At 61.5% G+C, this 19,447-nt stretch carries 17 protein-coding genes and 1 riboswitch; of the genes, 11 read left to right on the forward strand and 6 right to left on the reverse strand.

Annotated elements, in window-relative coordinates; all coding sequences use genetic code 11:
• Window positions 1-12: 12 nt before the first annotated feature.
• The 3 genes from LOY67_RS02490 to LOY67_RS02500 are packed head-to-tail and all read left to right on the forward strand — an operon-like array spanning window position 13 to window position 2,940.
• Window positions 13-969 carry a glycosyltransferase gene (locus tag LOY67_RS02490; RefSeq protein WP_265065801.1) on the forward strand — a complete coding sequence of 319 codons (957 nt, stop codon included), beginning with the start codon at window positions 13-15 and terminating at the stop codon, window positions 967-969.
• Between the two features lie 57 nt (window positions 970-1,026).
• On the forward strand, window positions 1,027-1,791 hold the full coding sequence (locus tag LOY67_RS02495) for a glycosyltransferase family 2 protein (RefSeq protein WP_265065802.1): 765 nt from the start codon (window positions 1,027-1,029) through the stop codon (window positions 1,789-1,791).
• A 48-nt stretch (window positions 1,792-1,839) separates the two neighbouring features.
• Window positions 1,840-2,940, forward strand: a complete 1,101-nt coding sequence (locus tag LOY67_RS02500) for a glycosyltransferase family 4 protein (RefSeq protein WP_265065803.1) — start codon at window positions 1,840-1,842, stop codon at window positions 2,938-2,940.
• On the opposite strand, the gene LOY67_RS02505 is transcribed toward LOY67_RS02500, so the two are convergent.
• A complete protein-coding gene (locus tag LOY67_RS02505; protein WP_265065804.1) occupies window positions 2,926-3,531 on the reverse strand; it encodes a toluene tolerance protein in 606 nt (201 codons plus the stop codon). The two genes, LOY67_RS02500 and LOY67_RS02505, sit on opposite strands and share 15 nt — an antisense overlap.
• 106 nt (window positions 3,532-3,637) lie before the next feature.
• Between LOY67_RS02505 and LOY67_RS02510 the strand changes: the two genes are divergently transcribed.
• The 5 genes from LOY67_RS02510 (at window position 3,638) to hldE (ending at window position 9,630) form a co-directional block, all read left to right on the forward strand.
• On the forward strand, window positions 3,638-4,810 hold the full coding sequence (locus tag LOY67_RS02510; protein WP_265065805.1) for an O-antigen ligase family protein: 1,173 nt from the start codon (window positions 3,638-3,640) through the stop codon (window positions 4,808-4,810).
• 15 nt (window positions 4,811-4,825) lie between these two features.
• Window positions 4,826-6,631: a lipid A export permease/ATP-binding protein MsbA gene (gene msbA / locus LOY67_RS02515; RefSeq protein ID WP_265065806.1), complete on the forward strand. Its 1,806-nt coding sequence runs from the start codon at window positions 4,826-4,828 to the stop codon at window positions 6,629-6,631.
• A 181-nt stretch (window positions 6,632-6,812) separates the two neighbouring features.
• Complete coding sequence (locus tag LOY67_RS02520) at window positions 6,813-7,517, forward strand: sulfotransferase family protein (protein ID WP_265065807.1); 705 nt, start codon at window positions 6,813-6,815, stop codon at window positions 7,515-7,517.
• Window positions 7,510-8,121: an adenylyl-sulfate kinase gene (gene cysC, locus LOY67_RS02525; RefSeq protein WP_265065808.1), complete on the forward strand. Its 612-nt coding sequence runs from the start codon at window positions 7,510-7,512 to the stop codon at window positions 8,119-8,121. The genes LOY67_RS02520 and cysC overlap by 8 nt, the downstream gene beginning before the upstream one ends.
• An 87-nt stretch (window positions 8,122-8,208) precedes the next feature.
• Window positions 8,209-9,630 (forward strand): bifunctional D-glycero-beta-D-manno-heptose-7-phosphate kinase/D-glycero-beta-D-manno-heptose 1-phosphate adenylyltransferase HldE, encoded by a 1,422-nt coding sequence (hldE, locus tag LOY67_RS02530; RefSeq protein ID WP_265065809.1) that lies wholly within the window; start codon window positions 8,209-8,211, stop codon window positions 9,628-9,630.
• A 76-nt stretch (window positions 9,631-9,706) separates the two neighbouring features.
• Here hldE and LOY67_RS02535 read toward each other — a convergent pair whose 3' ends face one another.
• From LOY67_RS02535 to LOY67_RS02550, 4 genes are all read right to left on the reverse strand, one after another.
• Entirely contained in the window at window positions 9,707-10,672 is a 966-nt protein-coding gene (locus LOY67_RS02535; protein ID WP_265065810.1) for a metal ABC transporter ATPase, read from the reverse strand.
• A 33-nt stretch (window positions 10,673-10,705) separates the two neighbouring features.
• Window positions 10,706-11,518, reverse strand: coding sequence for an aldo/keto reductase (locus tag LOY67_RS02540; RefSeq protein WP_265065811.1), 813 nt, complete (start codon window positions 11,516-11,518; stop codon window positions 10,706-10,708).
• Complete coding sequence (locus LOY67_RS02545) at window positions 11,515-12,690, reverse strand: NAD(P)/FAD-dependent oxidoreductase (protein WP_265065812.1); 1,176 nt, start codon at window positions 12,688-12,690, stop codon at window positions 11,515-11,517. The genes LOY67_RS02540 and LOY67_RS02545 overlap by 4 nt, the downstream gene beginning before the upstream one ends.
• Before the next feature lie 108 nt (window positions 12,691-12,798).
• Window positions 12,799-13,131 (reverse strand): DMT family transporter, encoded by a 333-nt coding sequence (locus LOY67_RS02550; protein WP_265065813.1) that lies wholly within the window; start codon window positions 13,129-13,131, stop codon window positions 12,799-12,801.
• 103 nt (window positions 13,132-13,234) lie between these two features.
• Between LOY67_RS02550 and LOY67_RS02555 the strand changes: the two genes are divergently transcribed.
• The gene (locus tag LOY67_RS02555) at window positions 13,235-14,125 is read left to right on the forward strand and encodes a LysR family transcriptional regulator (protein ID WP_265065814.1); all 891 of its coding nucleotides are present in this window, start codon (window positions 13,235-13,237) and stop codon (window positions 14,123-14,125) included.
• Between the two features lie 22 nt (window positions 14,126-14,147).
• Window positions 14,148-15,428: a lipid IV(A) 3-deoxy-D-manno-octulosonic acid transferase gene (gene waaA, locus LOY67_RS02560; RefSeq protein ID WP_265065815.1), complete on the forward strand. Its 1,281-nt coding sequence runs from the start codon at window positions 14,148-14,150 to the stop codon at window positions 15,426-15,428.
• Window positions 15,429-15,593: 165 nt separating this feature from the next.
• On the opposite strand, the gene LOY67_RS02565 is transcribed toward waaA, so the two are convergent.
• The gene (locus LOY67_RS02565) at window positions 15,594-17,033 is read right to left on the reverse strand and encodes a TolC family outer membrane protein (RefSeq protein WP_265065816.1); all 1,440 of its coding nucleotides are present in this window, start codon (window positions 17,031-17,033) and stop codon (window positions 15,594-15,596) included.
• Between the two features lie 155 nt (window positions 17,034-17,188).
• A riboswitch (TPP riboswitch) is annotated at window positions 17,189-17,294 on the forward strand.
• Between the two features lie 176 nt (window positions 17,295-17,470).
• Between LOY67_RS02565 and thiC the strand changes: the two genes are divergently transcribed.
• Window positions 17,471-19,360: a phosphomethylpyrimidine synthase ThiC gene (thiC, locus tag LOY67_RS02570; RefSeq protein WP_258630356.1), complete on the forward strand. Its 1,890-nt coding sequence runs from the start codon at window positions 17,471-17,473 to the stop codon at window positions 19,358-19,360.
• Window positions 19,361-19,447: the final 87 nt, after the last annotated feature.

Consider the following 19,447-nt stretch of genomic DNA (forward strand, 5'->3'; position numbering starts at 1 on the left):
GCAAGGAAAACGATGAGAGTTCTATTTCTGGTGCAGAAAGAACAGCGGGCTATCCTGGACCGCCTCTATGAAGGCGTGGCCGCTCATTGCGAGTGCGACCTGCGCTGGCTCGACAGCAAGGAGCAGCGCAACCTGCGGGGCTATTTCCAACGTCACGTGGACGTATCGCGTTACGACCGGATCGTGTTTTTCCTGCGCTTCAAGCAGGAGATCCGGCAGGCCGGGTTCATCCGTACGATCCCCAACCTGGTGATCCTTGAACACGATGCCTATCAGAATTACATTCCGTGCAAATACACGGGTAAATTCAGTGCGCACTACCGCCGCCTGCCATGGGTTCGGGTCATCAGTTCCGGCTTCATGGTCAGTGAGCGTCTGCGTGCCGAAGGTTTCGATGCGGTGTTCGTGCCGAAGGGTTACGACCAGACCTTGCTAGAGGACCAGGGCCGTGAGCGGGATATCGAACTGGCCTTTGTCGGCAGCACCAACAGCGTCGCCTATAGTGGTCGCAAGGCTCTGTTGGATGAGCTGGGGCATGTTGAACCGCTGGTCGTCACCCGTACCAAGTCCGGCGAGGAATATTGCGAGACCCTCAATCGCATCCGCTTTTTCGTCAGTGCCGATGTGGGCATGGGCGAGTTCATGATCAAGAACTTTGAAGCCATGGCCTGCGGTTGTGTGCTGCTGGCGTTCGATCAGGGGACCGCCGAGGCCCAGGCCCTGGGATTGCAGGACATGCAGAACGTGGTGCTCTATCGCGACATCGCGCAGCTCCGGGAGAAGCTCGGTCGTCTGCGTGCCGATCCCGAATTGGCGCACATTATTGCGCGTCATGGGCAGAAGCTGGCATTGGAACAATTCAGCTTCGCGCGTATAGGGCAAAAGATCGTTGAAGCGCTGGAACCGCCATTACGGCCGCGCGCACCGCTGGCCTTGCTGGAAAAATTGCGCCTGAAGCTGGGCGTTTAACAGGAACCGTTCGATCATCGGATATTCCGATGACGTTTAAACTATATGGTATTTCAGGTGCAGTTTTCCGACGAGAGTGACATTACCCTGGTGGTAACCAGTTGCGGCCGGCTCGATCTGCTCAAGCGGACCTTGGAGAGCTTTGACCGTTTCAATACTGCGCCGATCCGAGAAGTCCTCATAACCGAAGACGCGGGTGATGAAGGCGTGCATGCGGTGATCCCGGCCCACTGGAAAGATCACTGTACGGTGTTCGTCAATCAGCCGAAGCTGGGACAGTTGGCCTCGATCGATCTGGCCTACGGGCATGTCAAGACGCCTTATATCTTTCATTGCGAAGATGACTGGGAGTTCTATCGTCCGGCCTTCGTGGAGGACTCCCGGGCGATCCTGGAGCAACGGCCCGATATCCTCCAAGTATGGCTGCGCAACTATGTTTACGACTTGTGCGTACACAGTCCTTACATCCACTTGGGCGAGCGCGACGTCATCAGTGGCGTGGCCTGTTACCCGCTGATTTCCGACAAACCCGAATGGCAGAGTTTTTCCCTTAATCCGGGACTGCGGCGGCTCAAGGAATATCAACTGTGTGCCCCGTTTGCCGGCTTTGGTGGCGAGAAGGCCCTGTCGCTTCGCTACGCACAACTGAACTTGACGGCGGTAACGCTGGAAGGGGATGCTGTTTTGCACACTGGATTCGGGGTTCACGTGGAAGTACCCGTGGAGCGTCAGCGCAAGGCACGTCGCAGGCGTCGCGAGCAGGTCAAGTTATCCCTGGTCCTTTTGCTCGGAGTCTGCATTGGCTGGCTTATCAGTTTCTAAATGCCTCGAAGCACGAACCCAGGCACGCAATGAAAGGTTTGCTGCTCAATGAGCATTATTAATGTCATGTGGGCGGGTGGTTCACCGTTCGCTTCGGTACACAAGGTTCATCACCAGATACTGTCACGGATCGAACCCGCGATGCCGGTCAAGACATGGCTCTTGCAGGGCTCAGGCGCTGGCTGCCAGGTCAATGCAGGGCAGGCGCGCGAGTGGCACCTTTCTTCCGCCCGGCTCAAAGGGCGACACGTCTGGCGGCTGTTCAAGCCCTTGATGCGTAAACGTTTCCGCCAGGCGTTGCTCGACAGCAATGCCCGGGTTGTGCTGCTCGATGGCCTCGGTGTCGCTCGTACCCTGTTGCCTGTCCTTCAGACCCTGTCGCAGATCCGCGTGGTGGTGGTCTTCCATGGCTCGACGCGACTCAACGCTGAAAGCCGCGAGCTGCTACGCGGGTTCCCCGCTTCACGTCTGACGCTGGCAGCGGTTTCCCGGACGCTGGCAACTACCCTTCAAGATGACCTGGAAATTCCGGTCACTGCACTGCGCAGCGCATTCGATCCGGTTGCCTTCCGGTCCGCACTCATGCCTTGCGCGCAAGCCCGTTTCCGGCTGGGCCTGTCAACGGGGCTGCGGGTGTTTGGCGCCGTTGGGCGATTGGTGGACGCCAAGGGGTTTGCCTGCTTGCTGGATGCCTTTGCCCTGGCAGCAGGAAGCCAGCCCGATTGGCGGCTGGTCATCGTGGGTGAAGGGCCGCAGCGAGAGGCGTTGCAAGAGCGGATCGCCCGGCCGGACCTGCTGGGCAAGGTATTGCTGACAGGCCATCTGGACGATATCGCGGTGCTTTACAAGGCCTTCGACTGGGTGCTGATCCCATCCGTCAGCGAGGGGCTGGGACTGATCCTGCAAGAGGCCGTCATGGCTGGCGTGCCGGTGCTGACCAGTGAGTTGGCGGTGTTCCGCGAGCAGTTGGGCGACACGGGGTGGTATGCCCCGGTCAACGACGTTCAGGCCTGGAGCGAAGCGCTGATGCAGATTTTACAGACCTCGGCCGAAGAGGTTGCTGCCGCCCAGCATCAGGCACTGGCGCCCGACGAGGCCTGGTTGAGTTTCAGCCAGACCGCTCGGCAACTGATTTCAGGCGGCCAATAGGGCGTTTTCCAACGCTTGCATCGGAAAGCTCCCGTTCAGGTTTTCCCTGGCAATATAACGAGCGAAATGCTGCAGGTTGCGGCGCGCCAGGTGGCGTGGCAGTGGAGCGCGCAGGAAGCGCATGTCGGCCACATCGATCAGTCCGAGTCTGTTTTCGGGGGTGATGACGATGTTGCCCAGGTGCAACGAACGGAAATAGATGCCACTGGCATGTAGGCTGCGGATCAACTCGACCAGCGCTGGAAGCATCTGCGGCCAACTGAAGTTCTCCTGATTCGATAATTGACGCAGGGTTTTTCCGGGGAGCGGTCGATACAGTACGGCGGTCATGCCGGGGATCGGCAATTTATAGAACGCCAGGACCTCGAGGGTCGGTACACCGAGTGCCTGCAAGCGGGCTGCGTTATGAATGAAACGTGCTGAATAAGGCCTTAGAAGAGCCGAAGAAAAAAGCCGCTTACGGCGAAACAGTTTGAGGATATTGCCATCCTGCAACAGATACACTTTTGGGCCGTAGCTGTCGGCCTCCAGAATACTGGCGCCTTCAATCAATTGATTCAAAGCGGCTTGGGGAAGCCGTGAGGATTGCATCGTAGGAAAACCTTGTTGAAAGAACCGGTGCCGTGGCGGGCCATGATGCCCAAAAGTTTTTGTTTTAACCATGCCGGTTTGGCAGGTGAATCGTTTAGGAGCGAAGATGCACGCAGCACGATGGGCGAAGGGATGGTTGGTTTTTGGCTTGTTATGGTTTTTGCTGGCGATAGCCCTGGCGCCGAGCAACAAGATTTATCAGCAGGGTCTGGTCCTGTTCGTCTGGTTGCCGACACTCGTATTCGCCTGGTCGGCGCGTCATCGGTTGGTGGAGTTATGGCGTGCTCAACGGCTGATATGTACGGCGTTGCTCGCTCTGGCGGTCTGGGCGCTGATTACGTTGTTCTGGGCCGAGGCACCCGAGCCTGGGCGTGAAGCCAAGCGATTGCTCTATATCCTGGTGTTCCTGCTGTTTTTTCCGATCCTTGCCGATGGTCAGCCCGAGCGAGTGATTCGGGTCATGCAATGGGGGGGCGTGGGGCTTGCCCTGACGGCCCTGATGGCGATCATTCATTTCTATGGCATTGAGCACAAACCCCTGGTTGCGCGCCTGGAAGGCCTGGGGGAGTTATCCCATCCGATTCTTGGCGGCTACGTGATCGGGTTGGCGGCGGTCTGGATGTTGCACTGGGTGCCCCGCTCTATAGGGCTGCAAGTCCTTTGGGCGGTGGCCCTGGCACTGTTGGGAATATTTGTCGTGATGAGTCAGAGTCGCGGTGCGGCGCTGGCCTTGTTGCTCAGCGTCCTGGCCATGCCGATTTATTGCCGGGACCAGCGTACCCGTGTCATTGCTGCCACGGCCCTGGTGTTGGCGATGCTGACCTTCTGGCTGCTCGAGCCGCTGGTCATGGCACGTGGATCCTCCCACCGCCCCGAGATCTTCATGTCGAGCCTGCACATGATCGCCGAGCGTCCGTGGGGTGGCCTCGGGTTAGCGAGTGACTACAAGGTAATGGTTCTCGGCCGCCCTTTCGACCATGCACACAACCTGTTCAGCCATGTCGCCATCCTGCTCGGGTTGCCGGGGCTGGTGTTGTGGTGCATTGTCTGGTTCGCCGTGCTGCGTGAAGCCTGGCGGGCCCGCGACAGCCTGGTGGGCCGAGGAGTGCTCGGCATATGGATATTCTCGTTCCTGGCGATGCAATTCGACGCCGCGAGCCTGACCGGCAGCCCCCGCGCCGAATGGTTCATCAGTTGGCTGCCGATTGGCCTGGCCAGCGTTTTGACCTGGGCGCGAGTCAAGCCTGAAGGCTGTGATAAAATTCCGCGTTCTTCCTAACCAGTGAGCCCTACGATGAGTGACGCACCGCCTAACGCGGAACAGGATTCCAGCCTGAAGATCTACTTTCGGCTGCTGGGATACGTCAAACCCTACGTGGGCATCTTCCTGCTGAGTATCGTGGGCTTCGTGATATTTGCTTCCACCCAGCCCATGCTGGCCGGGATCCTCAAATACTTCGTCGATGGCTTGAGCAATCCCGATGCGGTGCTCTTCCCCAACGTGCCTTACCTCAAGGACTTGAAGCTGCTGATGGCGGTGCCGCTGCTGATCATCCTGATCGCGGCCTGGCAGGGCCTGGGGTCGTTCCTGGGGAACTACTATCTGGCCAAGGTTTCCCTGGGGTTGGTACATGATCTGCGGGTCGAGCTGTTCAACAAACTGCTGGTATTGCCCAACCGCTATTTCGACACCCACAACTCCGGGCATCTGATTTCCCGCATCACGTTCAACGTAACCATGGTCACCGGGGCCGCCACCGATGCCATCAAGGTGGTCATCCGCGAAGGGCTCACCGTGGTGTTCCTCTTCGTTTACCTGGTATGGATGAACTGGCAGTTGACCTTGGTGATGCTGGCGATCCTGCCGCTGATTGCGATGATGGTCAGCAATACCAGCAAGAAATTCCGCAAGCAGAGCAAAAAGATCCAGGTGGCCATGGGCGACGTGACCCACGTGGCGTCCGAGACCATCCAGGGCTACCGCGTAGTGCGCAGCTTTGGCGGCGAGACCTACGAGGAGGAGCGGTTTGCCCGTGCCAGCCAGGGCAATACCGATAAACAGTTGCGCATGACCCGCACGGGCGCCGTCTATACGCCGATGTTGCAACTGGTGATCTACACCGCCATGGCTGCCCTCATGTTCCTGGTGCTGTTCCTGCGCGGTGACGCGACGGCCGGTGACCTGGTGGCCTACATCACGGCTGCTGGCCTGTTGCCCAAGCCGATTCGCCAGCTCTCGGAAGTCAGCTCCACCATCCAGAAAGGCGTCGCCGGTGCCGAAAGCATTTTCGAGCAACTGGACGTCGAGCCGGAAGTCGACAAAGGCACGGTCGAGCAGGAGCGCATCAGCGGCCGTCTCGACGTGCGGAACTTGAGCTTCACCTACCCCGGCGCCGGTCGCGAGGTGCTCAAGGACATCAGTTTCACGGCGGCACCAGGGCAGATGATTGCACTGGTAGGGCGTTCGGGCAGCGGCAAATCGACCCTGGCGAGCCTCATCCCACGCTTCTATCATCATGATATCGGCGAGATTCTGCTCGATGACGTGGAGATCGAGGACTACCGGCTGCGTAACCTGCGCCGTCATGTCGCCCAGGTGACCCAGCACGTCACGCTGTTCAACGATACGGTGGCCAACAATATCGCCTACGGCGACCTGGCCGGTGCGCCACGGGCAGACATTGAAAAGGCCGCCCGGGACGCCTACGCCATGGACTTCATCGACCAACTGCCCCAGGGCCTGGACACCGAGGTGGGAGAAAACGGTGTGCTGTTGTCCGGCGGCCAGCGCCAGCGCCTGGCCATTGCCAGGGCATTGTTGAAAAACGCTCCGCTGCTGATTCTCGATGAGGCCACTTCGGCGCTGGACACCGAGTCCGAGCGGCATATCCAGGCTGCACTGGACCAGGTGATGAAAGGCCGCACGACCCTGGTCATTGCCCACCGCCTGTCGACCATCGAAAAGGCTGACCTGATTCTGGTGATGGACCAGGGCCGTATCGTCGAGCGCGGTACCCACGGCGAACTGCTTGCCCAGAACGGCTACTACGCACGTCTACACGCCATGGGGCTGGATGCTCCCGCCGAGAATATCGCCTGAGTTCTGTGCAATCCCTGTGAGGGCCGCCCGGCTCTCACAGGGATTTGTGTCTAGATTGTTACCTGAGACAACCAATTCGAAATAAACCCGCGTGCCGTGCTTGGTAAGGTTCTGGCCACAGGACTTTTCCTGGACGAACTTCAGTGATCGAAGGGGCCATCCTTTTCGCGCGGGTACTTGAATGCTGCAACGTTATCTATGGAAGCTGCTGCCCAAGACGCAGCGCTCATTTCTGTTGAGTCGTCTGTCGATTGTCGATCGGCAGGTGGTGAACAAGTCGATGTCGGCCAATTGCCGTTTCCCCGAAGCCTTCACTCAACGCGGTTGTCTGTTCATCCACGTGCCCAAATGTGCCGGCAGTAGTGTCTGCGTCGGCATGTTCAATGGCTACAGCCCCGGACACCTGCCGCTGTATTGGTACCAAGAGCAGTTTCCCGAGCAATATGCCGAAAGCTTCAAATTCGCTTTTGTCCGTGACCCGCTGGAACGCACGTATTCGGCCTATGCTTTCCTGCGAGGCAACACGTTGGGGCAACGCGATCATGCAGCGCAGAGGCTGGTCAGCCATTATCGCGACTTCAATGATTTCGTCGCTCGCTGGCTGCACCCGGAAAACGTCACGCGGCAATTGCATTTCGCCGCCCAGACAGATTTTCTTACCGACTCCCTCGGCCATCTGGCGATGGACTTTATCGGTTATCAGGAGCATCTGGATCGCGACTATCAACGGGTATGCGAGCACCTGGGCCTGCCCATGACGTTGCCTCACGTGAACCGAACCCAGCAACGTGCATCGGTGCCGGTTCGGGAAATCTGTTCGGTACGTACCCGAAGGCTTGTACGGCGGGTGTACCAGCGCGACTACGAGATGCTCGGTTATGAATGAAACGTCAAAGGTAGCGATGCAACAAACGCAGATCCGTCCCTATGCGCTGGCGGTTACGCCTGCTGAACGGGCCGCGCTGAAATCCCAGCGGCCGCGTTGTATCTGGATGACAGGGCTATCGGGGGCCGGCAAGTCGACGCTGGCCAATGCGCTGGAGACGCAGCTCCATGGGCAGGGCTTGCACACCTGCCTGCTCGACGGCGACAACCTGCGCCAGGGGCTGTGCCGTGGCCTGGGGATGGATGACGAGGCCCGCAAGGAGAATATTCGGCGGATTGCCGAAGTAGCACGCTTGATGGTCGATGCCGGGCTGATTGTCATCGTTGCGGCGATTTCTCCCTTTCGCGCCGATCGTGACGCGGCCCGGCGGCTGTTCTGCGAAGGCACGTTCGTGGAGGTGTATGTGAGCACGCCTTTCGAGGTCTGTGCCGAGCGCGATCCCAAGGGGTTGTACCGTGAAGCCTGCGCCGGGCGGATCAGGAATTTCACCGGGCTCGACAGCCCTTACGAAGCACCGCTGGCGGCCGAATGCGAAATCAATACCTGCGAAGTCGAGCTGTCCCAGGCCTGTGACCGGCTTCTGGCATTGCTGCAAAAGGAATAAAGGTGCAGCACCTGGCCACCGTGGACGAGCCTTGGTCCACCCTGTGCTAATATCGCGACCCTGTTCATTTTGTATGTGGGATGCTCCATGAAGTTGTCCATGCCGCGATTCGATCAAGCCCCTGTTCTGGTGGTCGGCGATGTCATGCTCGACCGCTATTGGCATGGCGGTACCTCACGGATCTCTCCTGAGGCGCCGGTGCCGGTGGTCAAGGTCGAGCACATCGAGGATCGCCCTGGCGGCGCCGCCAACGTTGCCCTGAACATTGCTGCCCTCGGCGCACCGGCCTCCCTGGTGGGCGTAACCGGCGACGACGAAGCTGCCGAAAGCCTGAGCAATAGCCTCAAGGGTGCCGGGGTGCGGGCAATATTCCAGCGTATTGCGCACCAGCCGACCATCGTCAAGTTGCGGGTCATGAGCCGTCACCAGCAACTGCTGCGGATCGATTTCGAAGAGCCTTTTGCCACTGATCCCCTGGCCCTCGGTGCCGAGGTCGATCAATTGCTTGAGGGCGTCAAGGTGCTGGTGCTGTCGGACTACGGCAAAGGCGCGTTGAAAAACAACCAGTCGCTGATCCAGGCCGCCCGTGCCCGTGGCATTCCGGTAGTGGCCGACCCCAAGGGCAAGGATTTTTCCATCTACCGCGGCGCGAGCCTGATCACGCCGAACCTCAGCGAGTTCGAGACCATCGTCGGCGGTTGTGTCGACGAACATGAGCTGGTGAGCAAAGGTGCGCAGTTGATGCACGACCTGGACCTCGGTGCCTTGCTGGTGACCCGTGGCGAGCATGGCATGACCCTGCTGCGTCCCGATCAGCCGGCGCTGCACTTGCCGGCCCGCGCCCGTGAAGTGTTCGACGTGACGGGTGCCGGCGATACCGTGATTTCCACCCTGGCCGCAGCGATTGCCGCCGGCGAGGAGCTGCCCCATGCGGTGGCCCTGGCGAACCTGGCGGCGGGCATTGTCGTCGGTAAGCTCGGTACGGCGGCCATCAGTGCGCCGGAACTGCGTCGTGCCATCCAGCGCGAAGAGGGTTCCGAACGGGGCGTGCTGGGTCTGGAGCAACTGCTGTTGGCCGTTGACGATGCCCGTGCCCACAACGAAAGCATCGTCTTCACCAACGGCTGCTTCGACATTCTGCACGCGGGCCACGTGACGTACCTCGAGCAGGCCCGTGCCCAGGGCGATCGCCTGATCGTTGCGGTCAATGACGATGCCTCGGTGAGCCGTCTCAAAGGCCCGGGCCGTCCGATCAACAGCGTCGATCGGCGCATGGCGGTCCTGGCCGGTCTTGGCGCGGTGGATTGGGTGATCAGCTTCAGCGAAGGCACGCCGGAGAATCTGCTGCGCCAGGTCAAGCCGGACGTGCTGGTCAAGGGCGGCGACTACGGGATCGACCAGGTCGTGGGGGCAGACATTGTCACCGCGTATGGCGGTACCGTGAAGGTATTAGGGCTGGTGGAAAACAGCTCGACGACGGCGATTGTGGAAAAGATCCGCAGTCACTGAAGTGCTCCGCAGCTGGCTTTGTGGCGAGAGGATAAATCCCTCGCCACAAATTCAGTGTTCGGCCGGTTTGCTTGTTCTAGCGAGCCACCTTGCGCGGCACGATCTTCTTCAGCAATTGCCGGGCCTTGCCCCTCAAGCGGGTGAGGCCTGACTCCTTGCCCGGTGGTGTCAGCCCTTGCTGGCGTAGCCAGTCTTTCCAGCGAATCCGTTCGTCCCGCACCAGCCAGCCATCCTGCCTGGCGAAACTTTCGGCCAGGTACAGCCCGCGAGTACTGGCGGGATACAACTGATCCTTTTTCAAGGTGTACAGCTCGGGCAAGGGTTGACCATCGTGCAGTGGCATCAGGTACAGATCGGGACGCTTGCGGTCCAGGCGTGCCACCAACTGGTCGCCCTCCAGGCGCTCATCGACGTGAAACAGGCTCAGGGACTTGGCTTCCTTGGGCACTTCCAGGCGCAAATCGTAGATCAGTTGCAGTGACGCCGTCGGCAGGTGCACGTAAGCCCGTGGCCGCTCGATCAGTTGCAGGTTGGCGCTGCGCACCGGGCGGGCCGAGCCTGACAGCGGCGTCAGGCGAAACGGCAAGGCTTCGCGATAGTGCAGCGCTGCAGCGTAGGGGGCCGGCAGCCAGGTTTCGTTGAAGCGTCCGCCGAGCCAGCCTTCGGGGGTTTCCAGTAGGCATTCCTCGGCAATTTCCTGGGTGGCGGTGTGTAAGGGCAGATTCAGTTCGTGGGCCGGGACGTAACCGGAAATCAGCTTGAGCACCACGTCGCCGCGATCCTGCCGACGCTGGCGCACCAACACCCAATAGTCGCGGTTCTGCCACTGCAGGGTCAGGCGCACCGAGACCCCCAGGTTCGCCAACTCCAGGGAAAAACGCTCCGCATCGGCCACCGTTACGGGGCGGCGGCGCTGCAAGGTCTGGGCGAAATTCAGCGGCATCCCGACGCTCTGGTACGTCAGGCCTTCGGGCGTCGCTTCGACGAACAGTGGCAGGGTCTTGAAGTTGCTCGGGTTCTTCCTGATGAGCGTGCGCGGCATATCGGCTCCTGCTAAAAACCGCGTGAAGCGGCGTCAGTTTTTACGTAGGACCTTGGCTACGGTCGCGACGTTATGGGCGAGGTGCAGCGGATTGATGGTGCCGACAATAGCACTGGCGATCCCTGGATGTTCAAACAACAGTTCGAAGCTGGCCTGGACCGGATCCACGCCGGGGCTCAGGCAGACGTGACCGCTGGCGAGGGCTTTTTTCACCAGGATGGCTTTGCCGTGCTCGGTAGCGTAGTCAATGACAGCCGTTTCGCTTCGTTCGTTCAGATTGTAGGTAACCATGGCGCAATCGCCCTGTTCGAGGGCCTTCAGGCCACCCTCGACAGTCTTGCCGGAGAAGCCGAAGCCACCGATCTTGCCCTCGCGCTTGAGCGCCGCCAGGGTCGGGTAGACCTCGCTGTCGTTGAGAATCGCCAGGTCATTGCCGTCGGAGTGCACCAGCACCAGGTCGATGTAGTCGGTCTCCAAACGCTTGAGGCTGCGTTCCACCGAGAAGCGGGTGTGGGCGGCGCTGAAGTCGTGGCGCGACTGGCCGTCGCTGAACTCTTCGCCCACCTTGCTGACAATCACCCAGTCCTGGCGCTGGCCGCGCAACAGCGGGCCGAGGCGTTCTTCGCTGCGGCCATAGGCCGGCGCGGTGTCGATGAGGTTGATGCCCAGGTCGCGGGCCAGCTTGAGCAGCATGCGCGCTTCGTCGTCATCGGGAATCCGGAAACCGTTGGGGTACTTGACCCCTTGGTCGCGACCGAGCTTGACGGTGCCCAGGCCCAGTGGGGAGACCAGCGGGCCGTGGATGCCCAGGGGGCGATAGAAATCGTGCAGGGTCGGTTGGCTCATGGCAGCAACTGCTCCCAGGCCGGCACGCCCATGGGCGGCTTCGGCAAATCCGGCAGCGGCGCCGCATGGCTGGGGGTGATGCCGCTCTGTTGCAGTGCGGCGATCACCCGGTCGGAAAAGTCCGGGGCCAGGGCCAGCTTGGTCGGCCAGCCCACCAGCAGACGATCCTGCTCGGCGAGGAAGGCGTTGTCCGGACGGGTCAGGCCCGATTGCAGCGGTTCGGCGCGATCGACCCGCAGGGTGGCCCATTGCGCGGTGCTGAGGTCGACCCAGGGCAGCAATTGTCCGAGTTCCTTTTGCGCGGTGGCGATCTGCGCGGCGGGTTCGCGGGCCACGCCATCGGCCTCGGCGATGTCGCCGCCCAGGTACCAGACCCATTGACCATCGGCGGCCGGGTGAGTGGTGACCGTGATGCGCGGCTTCGGCCCGCCCCCCAGGCAATGGGCATACAGCGGCTTGAGGCTCGGTCCCTTGACCAGGACCATGTGCAGCGGCCGGCGCTGCATGGCCGGCTGGTCCAGGCCCAGGGCCGCGAGCAGGTCGGCAGTGCCGGCCCCGGCACTGAGGACAATGCGTTGGGCGCGGATCTCGCGACCGTCAACCTTCAGGCCCACCAGTTCGCCGGTTTCGCGCAGCGGCTCGATGTGCTGGCCGGCGAGCAGACTGTCGCCAGCCAGTTCCGCCAGGCGTGCGATCAGGCTGGGGACATCCACCACCAGTTCGGCCAGGCGGTAGACCTTGCCTTTGAAACGCTTGTCCTGCAGGGCCGGTGGCAGTTGCTCGCCTTTGACCTGATCGACCCGCCCGCGTACGGCCTTACTGGCGAAAAAACTGGTGAGATTGCCGGCCAGGGTGCCGGGAGACCACAGGTAATGGGCCTCGGAGAGCAGGCGCACACCGGACAGGTCCAGCTCACCGCTGCCAGCGAGCGCTTCGCGCCAACGGCGCGGCATGTCGGCAATGGCTTCCGAGGCGCCGGTCAGGGCGCCATGCAACGCGTATTTGGCGCCGCCATGGATGATGCCCTGGGACTTGACGCTCTGCCCACCGCCGAGGCTGGCACTTTCCACCAGCACGGTCGAATAGCCCTGGCGACGCAGGCGCGCATTCAGCCAGAGGCCGGCGACTCCGGCGCCGACAATCAGAACGTCGGTGGAAATAACGGATGGCATGCAGCGACCTCAGTGTTCAGGACAAGGGCGCAGTATACAGACTCGATGAGCTGAGTTTGGCCACCCATTCAGGGGCAACCGCATAACATGTCGGGTGTTTCGTGTTCCTCAATGTCCGGCAGTCTTGGAAAACAGCTGGATCACCACAACCCCCAGCACAATCAGCGCCATCCCCAGCATCGCTGGCACGTCCAGCTTCTGTCCGTAAATGAACAGTGCCGCGATGCTGACCATGACGATCCCCATCCCGGCCCAGACCGCATACGCCACGCCCACCGGAACGCTGCGCACCACCAGGGTCAACATCCAGAAGGCGGTGCCGTAACCCGCGATCACCAGCACCAGGGGCAGGGGCGTGCTCAGGCCTTTCACTGCTTTCATCGAAACGGTGGCGATCACTTCGGCGCAGATGGCGATAGTGAGGTAGTAGTAAGCATTCATGGGCGGGACCTCTTTGACTGTTGCGTCTTTCGATGTCGCCATTTTAGTGGGTGGCTAGATGGGGTAAAGTCATTACCTATCTGTAGGATAGATAGGTTGCGCCATGAATGTTCAGTGGAATCTTGAGCAACTGCGGTTGTTCGTGGGGGTCGCCGAAAAGCGTTCGTTTTCCGCCGTGGCCCGGGATCAGCACAAGGCCCAATCAGCTATCAGCAGCGCGATTGCCTTGCTGGAAACCGACTTGGGCGTGAGCCTGTTCGAGCGCAGCAGCGGCCGCCAGCCGAAGCTCACCGACGCTGGCGAGGCATTGCTGGAAGAAGCGCGGGAAGTGTTGCGCCAGTGTGAACGCCTCAATGGTCGGGCCCTGGCCTTGATGCGCGGTCAGGAGGCGTCGCTGCGCCTGGCCCAGGACGAGGCCGTGCCCTATCAACCGGTCATCGACAGCCTGGTGGCGTTGGCTGAGCAATTCCCCACCCTTGAGGTGCAACTGGCCAGCGCCGCCCAGGGCGATGTGGCGCGCAAACTGGTGGAGCGTCGTGCCGACCTGGGCTTGTTGTTCTATCACGACCAGATCCCCGAAGCGCTGGAGCGCCGGGTGTTGGGCAGCGTCGAGATGGTCACGGTGTGTAGCAAGGGGCATCCGCTGGCCAGCCACGACTACGTGTCCTGTCGGGAAATGGCCCGGCACCGGCAGTTGTTGATGGCGACCCAGTCCAGCGTCTATCCCGGTAGCGAACAGGCCAGCCCGCAGGTCTGGCGCGCCGACAGTTTCTACGTCCTGGCCGAATGGTTGAGAAGCGGCCTGGGCTGGGCCTGGCTGCCGCGGCACGTGGTGCAGTATCCGGCGTACCTGGGCGACATGGTCGAACTCAACAGTGAATGGACCCCACCGGCCCTGGTGGTGGAACTGGTCTGGCGCCGCGACGAACCCCTGGGCCCGGCGGCGCGCTGGCTGGCGGAACGTTTTGCCGTGCAGTTGCAGGCGATCGGCTGAAAAACCGATAAACTCCGCCGCCATGAACAGAACTCTCTATAGCGCATTGTTTTACCTGGGGCTGCCACTGGTAGCGATTCGGCTGTGGCTGCGGGCACGCAAGGCGCCGGCGTATGCCCGGCGCATTGGCGAGCGGTTTTCCTGGGGCTTGCCGGTCATGGCCCAGGGAGGCATCTGGGTCCATGCGGTGTCGGTGGGCGAAAGCATTGCCGCCGCGCCGATGATCCGTGCCCTGTTGCAGCGTTATCCACAGTTGCCGATCACGGTGACTTGCATGACGCCCACGGGCTCGGAGCGGATCCGGGCGTTATTCGCCAATGAGCCGCGCATCCAGCATTGTTACTTGCCTTACGACTTGCCCTGCGCCGCCAGGCGTTTTCTTGATCGGGTTCGTCCGACACTGGCGGTGATCATGGAAACCGAGTTGTGGCCCAACCATATCCATCAATGCGCCAAGCGCGGTATTCCCGTGGCCCTGGCGAATGCGCGTCTGTCGGAGCGTTCGGCCCGGGGCTATGCGCGTTTCCCCAGACTCACTCGGCCGATGCTTGCCGAGATGAGTCTGTTTGCCGTCCAGACCGAAGCCGAGGCCGAACGCTTTCGCCAGTTGGGCGCTCGGGCGGAGACCGTCGAGGTGACCGGTTCCATCAAGTTCGACCTGACCATCGACCCGCAACTGCTCGAGAGCGCCAGTGCCCTGCGCAGCCAATGGCAGGCGACGGATCGCCCGGTCTGGATCGCCGCCAGTACCCATGAGGGCGAGGACGAGGTGGTGCTGGCCGCGCACCGTCGACTGCTCGACAGTTACCCCGATGCGTTGCTGATCCTGGTGCCGCGTCATCCCGAGCGCTTCGACGCCGTGCACCAGCTATGTGAAAGCGAAGGCTTTGTCACGGTCCGGCGCTCCGGCGCACAGCCCGTTACAGCACAAGTCTCGGTGCTGCTGGGCGACACCATGGGCGAGCTGCTGTTTCTTTATGCTTTGGCCGATAGCGCGTTCGTGGGCGGCAGTTTGGTGCCCAACGGCGGCCACAATCTGCTGGAGCCGGCGGCGCTGGCGAAACCGGTTCTCAGCGGGCCGCACCTGTTCAACTTCCTGGAAATCGCCGCGCAACTGCGCAGCGCCGGAGCGTTGCAGGAGGTCGAAGATGCCGAAAGCCTGGCCTGGGCGATACAACGGCTGTTCGAACTGCCCCGGGATGCCCTGCGCATGGCCGAGGCGGGATTGAAGGTGATGCGCACCAATCAGGGCGCCTTGCAGCGGTTGCTGGAGGGGGTGGGGCGGTTGATTTCCAGCCGGTGATCGTTGCTCTTGTGGCAAGGGGATTTATCTGTGGCGAGGGGATTTATCCCCGCTGGGCTGCGTAGCAGCCCCAGGACCTGATAGCGCAGTGTGCCAGGTAGTTTGAAGGGGGGCGCTTCGCACCCCAGCGGGGATAAATCCCCTCGCCACAAAGGTTACTGCTGCTTACTGTGCAGGCCGTGAGCGCAACTGCTCCGCCGCTGCCTGCGCCAGGTCCGGCGGCAGGAAGTCCCTGTCCGGGTTGTAGTCGGGCTTGAGGTAGCGTGACAGGTCCTGCAGGTCGGCCGGACTCAGGGTGCCGGCGGCCTGCTTGAGGCGCAGGTTGTCGAGGATGTAGTCGTAGCGGGCGTTGTTGTAGTTGCGCACCGAGGTGTACAGCTGGCGCTGGGCATCCAGCACATCGACGATGTTGCGTGTGCCCACCTGATAACCGATCTCCGTGGCCTCCACCGCGCTCTGGTTGGAGATGATCGACTGGCGCCGGGCCTGGACCTGCTCCACATCGGTGTTCACCGCGCGATGCAGGTTGCGGGTGTTTTCCACCACCTGCCGGCGCAGGCCTTCGCGCTGCTGTTCGGTCTGGGTGAGTTGCGAGTAGGACTCGCGAACCTGGGAACTGGTCAAACCGCCGCTGTAGATCGGGATACTCAACTGCAGGCCGATGGTGCGCTGCTCGGCATCGCCACCGTAACGCTGGCCGGTCGGGCTCGGGTTGGTAAAGCCGAGGCCGTCGTTGTCGCCTTTCTTGTACTGGGCGATCGCGTCGAGCGTGGGCGCATGGCCGGCCTTGCGTTGACGCAAGGTGTCTTCGGCCGCGTCGACGGCGTAGTTGCTGGCCAGCAGGTTGAGGTTCTGCTTGGCCGCGGTGTCGACCCAGGCCTTGGCATCATTGGGTGTCGGCGGCAGGATCGGCAACGTGTGGACGATGCCCTGGATCGAGTTGTACTGGCGGTTGGTCAGGGTGACCAGCGCTTCGAACGCATCCTCGACCTGGCGCTGGGCGAGGATCCGGTTGGCCCGGGCCGTGTCGTAACTGGCCTGGGATTGCAGTACGTCGGTCTTGTCCGACAGGCCCACGTCGAAGCGTTCGTTGGACTGGTCGAGTTGACGTTTGAAAGCCGCTTCCTCGGCCTTGGTCGAGGCCAGGTTGTCCTGGCTGCGCAGTACGTTGAAATAGCTCTCGGCGCTTTGCAGGATCATGTTCTGCTCAGTGGCCGAGAGTTGCAGCGACGCTTGTTCATTGACGGATTTTGCCGCCTGTAACTGGAACCAGCGGTCGGCCCGGAAAATCGGCTGGGACAGCGTGGCCTGGTAAACCGTGGCGCTTCGGGTGGCGGTCATCGCCGGTTGGTCGAGCTCGGTACGGGTGTTGTTCAGGTCGGCACCGGCCGACAGGTTGGGCAGCAGCCCGGCGCGGGCCTGGGGCACCACTTCTTTCTGGGCGCCATACTGGGCGCGGGCGGCGGCCAGGTCGGCGTTGTTGTCCACCGCTTCCTGGTACACGCTCACCAGATCGGTTTTGGTGGTTAGGGGCGCTTCGGCAGCCCAGGCCATTCCATTGGACGCACAAGACACGGCAAGGGCCAGTGAGAGTTTGCGCAGCATGAGGCGATCCCTACTTCTCAAAATGATTGCGCACAAGAGGCGCGGCGTAGCGAGTGTAGTTGCGCCTGCGCACGGCAACAATCCTGTATATGCGCCATTCATCACGCCTTTTGCTACGGTGATGGCGTTCTTTCGTAGTTGTGTCTAGACTGGCCGGGTTCTTGTCGGGGTGCCTTGCTATGAGGCTGAGATCGAATAATTTCGGATCCCGTTGAACCTGATCAGGTTAGCGCCTGCGTAGGGAACAAGATTTCTCGTCACCCGGCGAGTCCTCTTGTGCTTCGTCCGGGATGTTGTTCGACCATCGACTTTCGATTTTCGAGCAGCCTCGAGCATCAAGCACAGCATCCGCACAGTCCGTGCGCGATTGCGTCCATTCGTTACAGGTTCGCTCCGACAAAAATCCACTGCCTGGATGTGTGTCTGGAGAGCCCGTGATGACGACAAAATCAAAAAACGCGATCAACCTCAGTGATTCGGCCCAGGTCGATCAGCAATCGGTTCAGCCTTTTACCCGCTCGCAAAAAATCTACGTCCAGGGCAGCCGCCCGGACATCCGCGTGCCCATGCGCGAGATCAGCCTCGACGTGACCCCGACCGACTTCGGCGGCGAAATCAACGCCCCCGTGACCGTGTATGACACTTCGGGCCCCTACACCGACCCGAACGTGATCATCGACGTGCGCAAAGGCCTGGCCGACGTGCGTTCGCCGTGGATCGAAGCCCGTGGCGACACCGAGCGCCTGGCCGGGCTGAGTTCCAACTTCGGCCAGGAGCGCCTGGCCGACCCCGAGCTGACCAAACTGCGCTTCGCCCACGTGAACAACCCGCGTCGTGCCAAGCCGGGCGCCAACGTCAGCCAGATGCACTACGCGCGCAAAGGCATCATCACCGCCGAGATGGAATACGTCGCCATCCGCGAAAACATGAAGCTGGAAGTAGCCCGCGCCGCCGGCCTGCTGGACCAGCAACACGCCGGCCACAGCTTCGGCGCCAGTGTGCCGAAGATCATCACCCCGGAGTTCGTCCGTGACGAAATCGCCCGGGGCCGCGCGATCATCCCGGCCAACATCAACCACACCGAACTGGAACCGATGATCATCGGCCGTAACTTCCTGGTGAAGATCAACGGCAACATCGGCAACAGCGCGCTGGGTTCGTCCATCGAAGAAGAAGTGGCGAAGCTGACCTGGGGCATCCGCTGGGGCTCGGACACGGTGATGGACCTGTCCACCGGCAAGCACATCCACGAAACCCGCGAGTGGATCATCCGCAACTCGCCAGTGCCCATCGGTACCGTACCGATCTACCAGGCCCTGGAAAAAGTCGGCGGCGTGGCAGAAGACCTCACCTGGGAGTTGTTCCGCGATACGCTGATCGAGCAGGCCGAGCAGGGCGTCGACTACTTCACCATCCATGCCGGCGTGTTGCTGCGCTATGTGCCGATGACCGCCAAGCGCGTCACCGGCATCGTCAGCCGCGGCGGTTCGATCATGGCCAAGTGGTGCCTGGCACACCACAAGGAAAACTTCCTCTACACCCACTTCGAAGACATCTGCGAAATCATGAAGGCCTACGACGTCAGCTTCTCGCTGGGCGATGGCCTGCGTCCGGGCTCGATTGCCGACGCCAACGACGAAGCGCAGTTCGGCGAACTGGAAACCCTCGGCGAGTTGACCAAGATCGCTTGGAAGCACGACGTGCAATGCATGATCGAAGGCCCGGGCCACGTGCCGATGCAGTTGATCAAGGAGAACATGGACAAGCAGCTGGAGTGCTGCGACGAGGCGCCGTTCTACACCCTCGGCCCGCTGACCACCGACATCGCGCCGGGCTACGACCACATCACCTCCGGCATTGGCGCGGCGATGATCGGCTGGTTCGGCTGCGCCATGCTCTGCTACGTGACCCCGAAGGAACACCTGGGGCTGCCGAACAAGGATGACGTGAAGACCGGGATCATCACCTACAAGATCGCCGCCCACGCGGCCGACCTTGCCAAAGGCCACCCGGGCGCGCAGATCCGCGACAATGCCTTGAGCAAGGCGCGCTTCGAGTTCCGCTGGGAAGACCAGTTCAACCTCGGTCTCGACCCGGACACCGCCCGCTCGTACCACGACGAAACCCTGCCGAAGGACTCGGCCAAGGTCGCGCATTTCTGCTCGATGTGCGGGCCGAAGTTCTGCTCGATGAAGATCACCCAGGAAGTCCGCGAGTACGCGGCCAACCAACGCATCGAGGCGGTGGATGTGGAGGTTGCCCAAGGGATGGCGGAGCAGGCTGAGCGGTTCAAGCAGGAAGGCAGTCAGCTTTACAAGAAAGTGTGATCCGGGCTGATGGCGGCGGTGTTTTCACCGTCGCCATCGCGAGCAGGCTCGCTCCCACAGTGGATCGCGGTGCGCACAAATTCTGTG

The organism is Pseudomonas sp. B21-056, from assembly GCF_026016325.1.
GTDB lineage: Bacteria > Pseudomonadota > Gammaproteobacteria > Pseudomonadales > Pseudomonadaceae > Aquipseudomonas.

Bases quoted from the DNA above. Each gene is read 5' to 3' on its own strand.
- LOY67_RS02490 (WP_265065801.1), top strand. From the start codon at position 13: ATGAGAGTTCTATTTCTGGTGCAGAAAGAACAGCGGGCTATCCTGGAC.
- LOY67_RS02550 (WP_265065813.1), bottom strand. From the start codon at position 13,131: ATGAATGCTTACTACTACCTCACTATCGCCATCTGCGCCGAAGTGATC.
- LOY67_RS02545 (WP_265065812.1), bottom strand. From the start codon at position 12,690: ATGCCATCCGTTATTTCCACCGACGTTCTGATTGTCGGCGCCGGAGTC.
- hldE (WP_265065809.1), top strand. From the start codon at position 8,209: ATGAAGTTGTCCATGCCGCGATTCGATCAAGCCCCTGTTCTGGTGGTC.
- LOY67_RS02565 (WP_265065816.1), bottom strand. From the start codon at position 17,033: ATGCTGCGCAAACTCTCACTGGCCCTTGCCGTGTCTTGTGCGTCCAAT.
- LOY67_RS02540 (WP_265065811.1), bottom strand. From the start codon at position 11,518: ATGAGCCAACCGACCCTGCACGATTTCTATCGCCCCCTGGGCATCCAC.
- LOY67_RS02520 (WP_265065807.1), top strand. From the start codon at position 6,813: ATGCTGCAACGTTATCTATGGAAGCTGCTGCCCAAGACGCAGCGCTCA.
- LOY67_RS02535 (WP_265065810.1), bottom strand. From the start codon at position 10,672: ATGCCGCGCACGCTCATCAGGAAGAACCCGAGCAACTTCAAGACCCTG.
- msbA (WP_265065806.1), top strand. From the start codon at position 4,826: ATGAGTGACGCACCGCCTAACGCGGAACAGGATTCCAGCCTGAAGATC.
- LOY67_RS02500 (WP_265065803.1), top strand. From the start codon at position 1,840: ATGAGCATTATTAATGTCATGTGGGCGGGTGGTTCACCGTTCGCTTCG.
- thiC (WP_258630356.1), top strand. From the start codon at position 17,471: ATGACGACAAAATCAAAAAACGCGATCAACCTCAGTGATTCGGCCCAG.
- LOY67_RS02555 (WP_265065814.1), top strand. From the start codon at position 13,235: ATGAATGTTCAGTGGAATCTTGAGCAACTGCGGTTGTTCGTGGGGGTC.
- LOY67_RS02510 (WP_265065805.1), top strand. From the start codon at position 3,638: ATGCACGCAGCACGATGGGCGAAGGGATGGTTGGTTTTTGGCTTGTTA.
- waaA (WP_265065815.1), top strand. From the start codon at position 14,148: ATGAACAGAACTCTCTATAGCGCATTGTTTTACCTGGGGCTGCCACTG.
- cysC (WP_265065808.1), top strand. From the start codon at position 7,510: ATGAATGAAACGTCAAAGGTAGCGATGCAACAAACGCAGATCCGTCCC.
- LOY67_RS02505 (WP_265065804.1), bottom strand. From the start codon at position 3,531: ATGCAATCCTCACGGCTTCCCCAAGCCGCTTTGAATCAATTGATTGAA.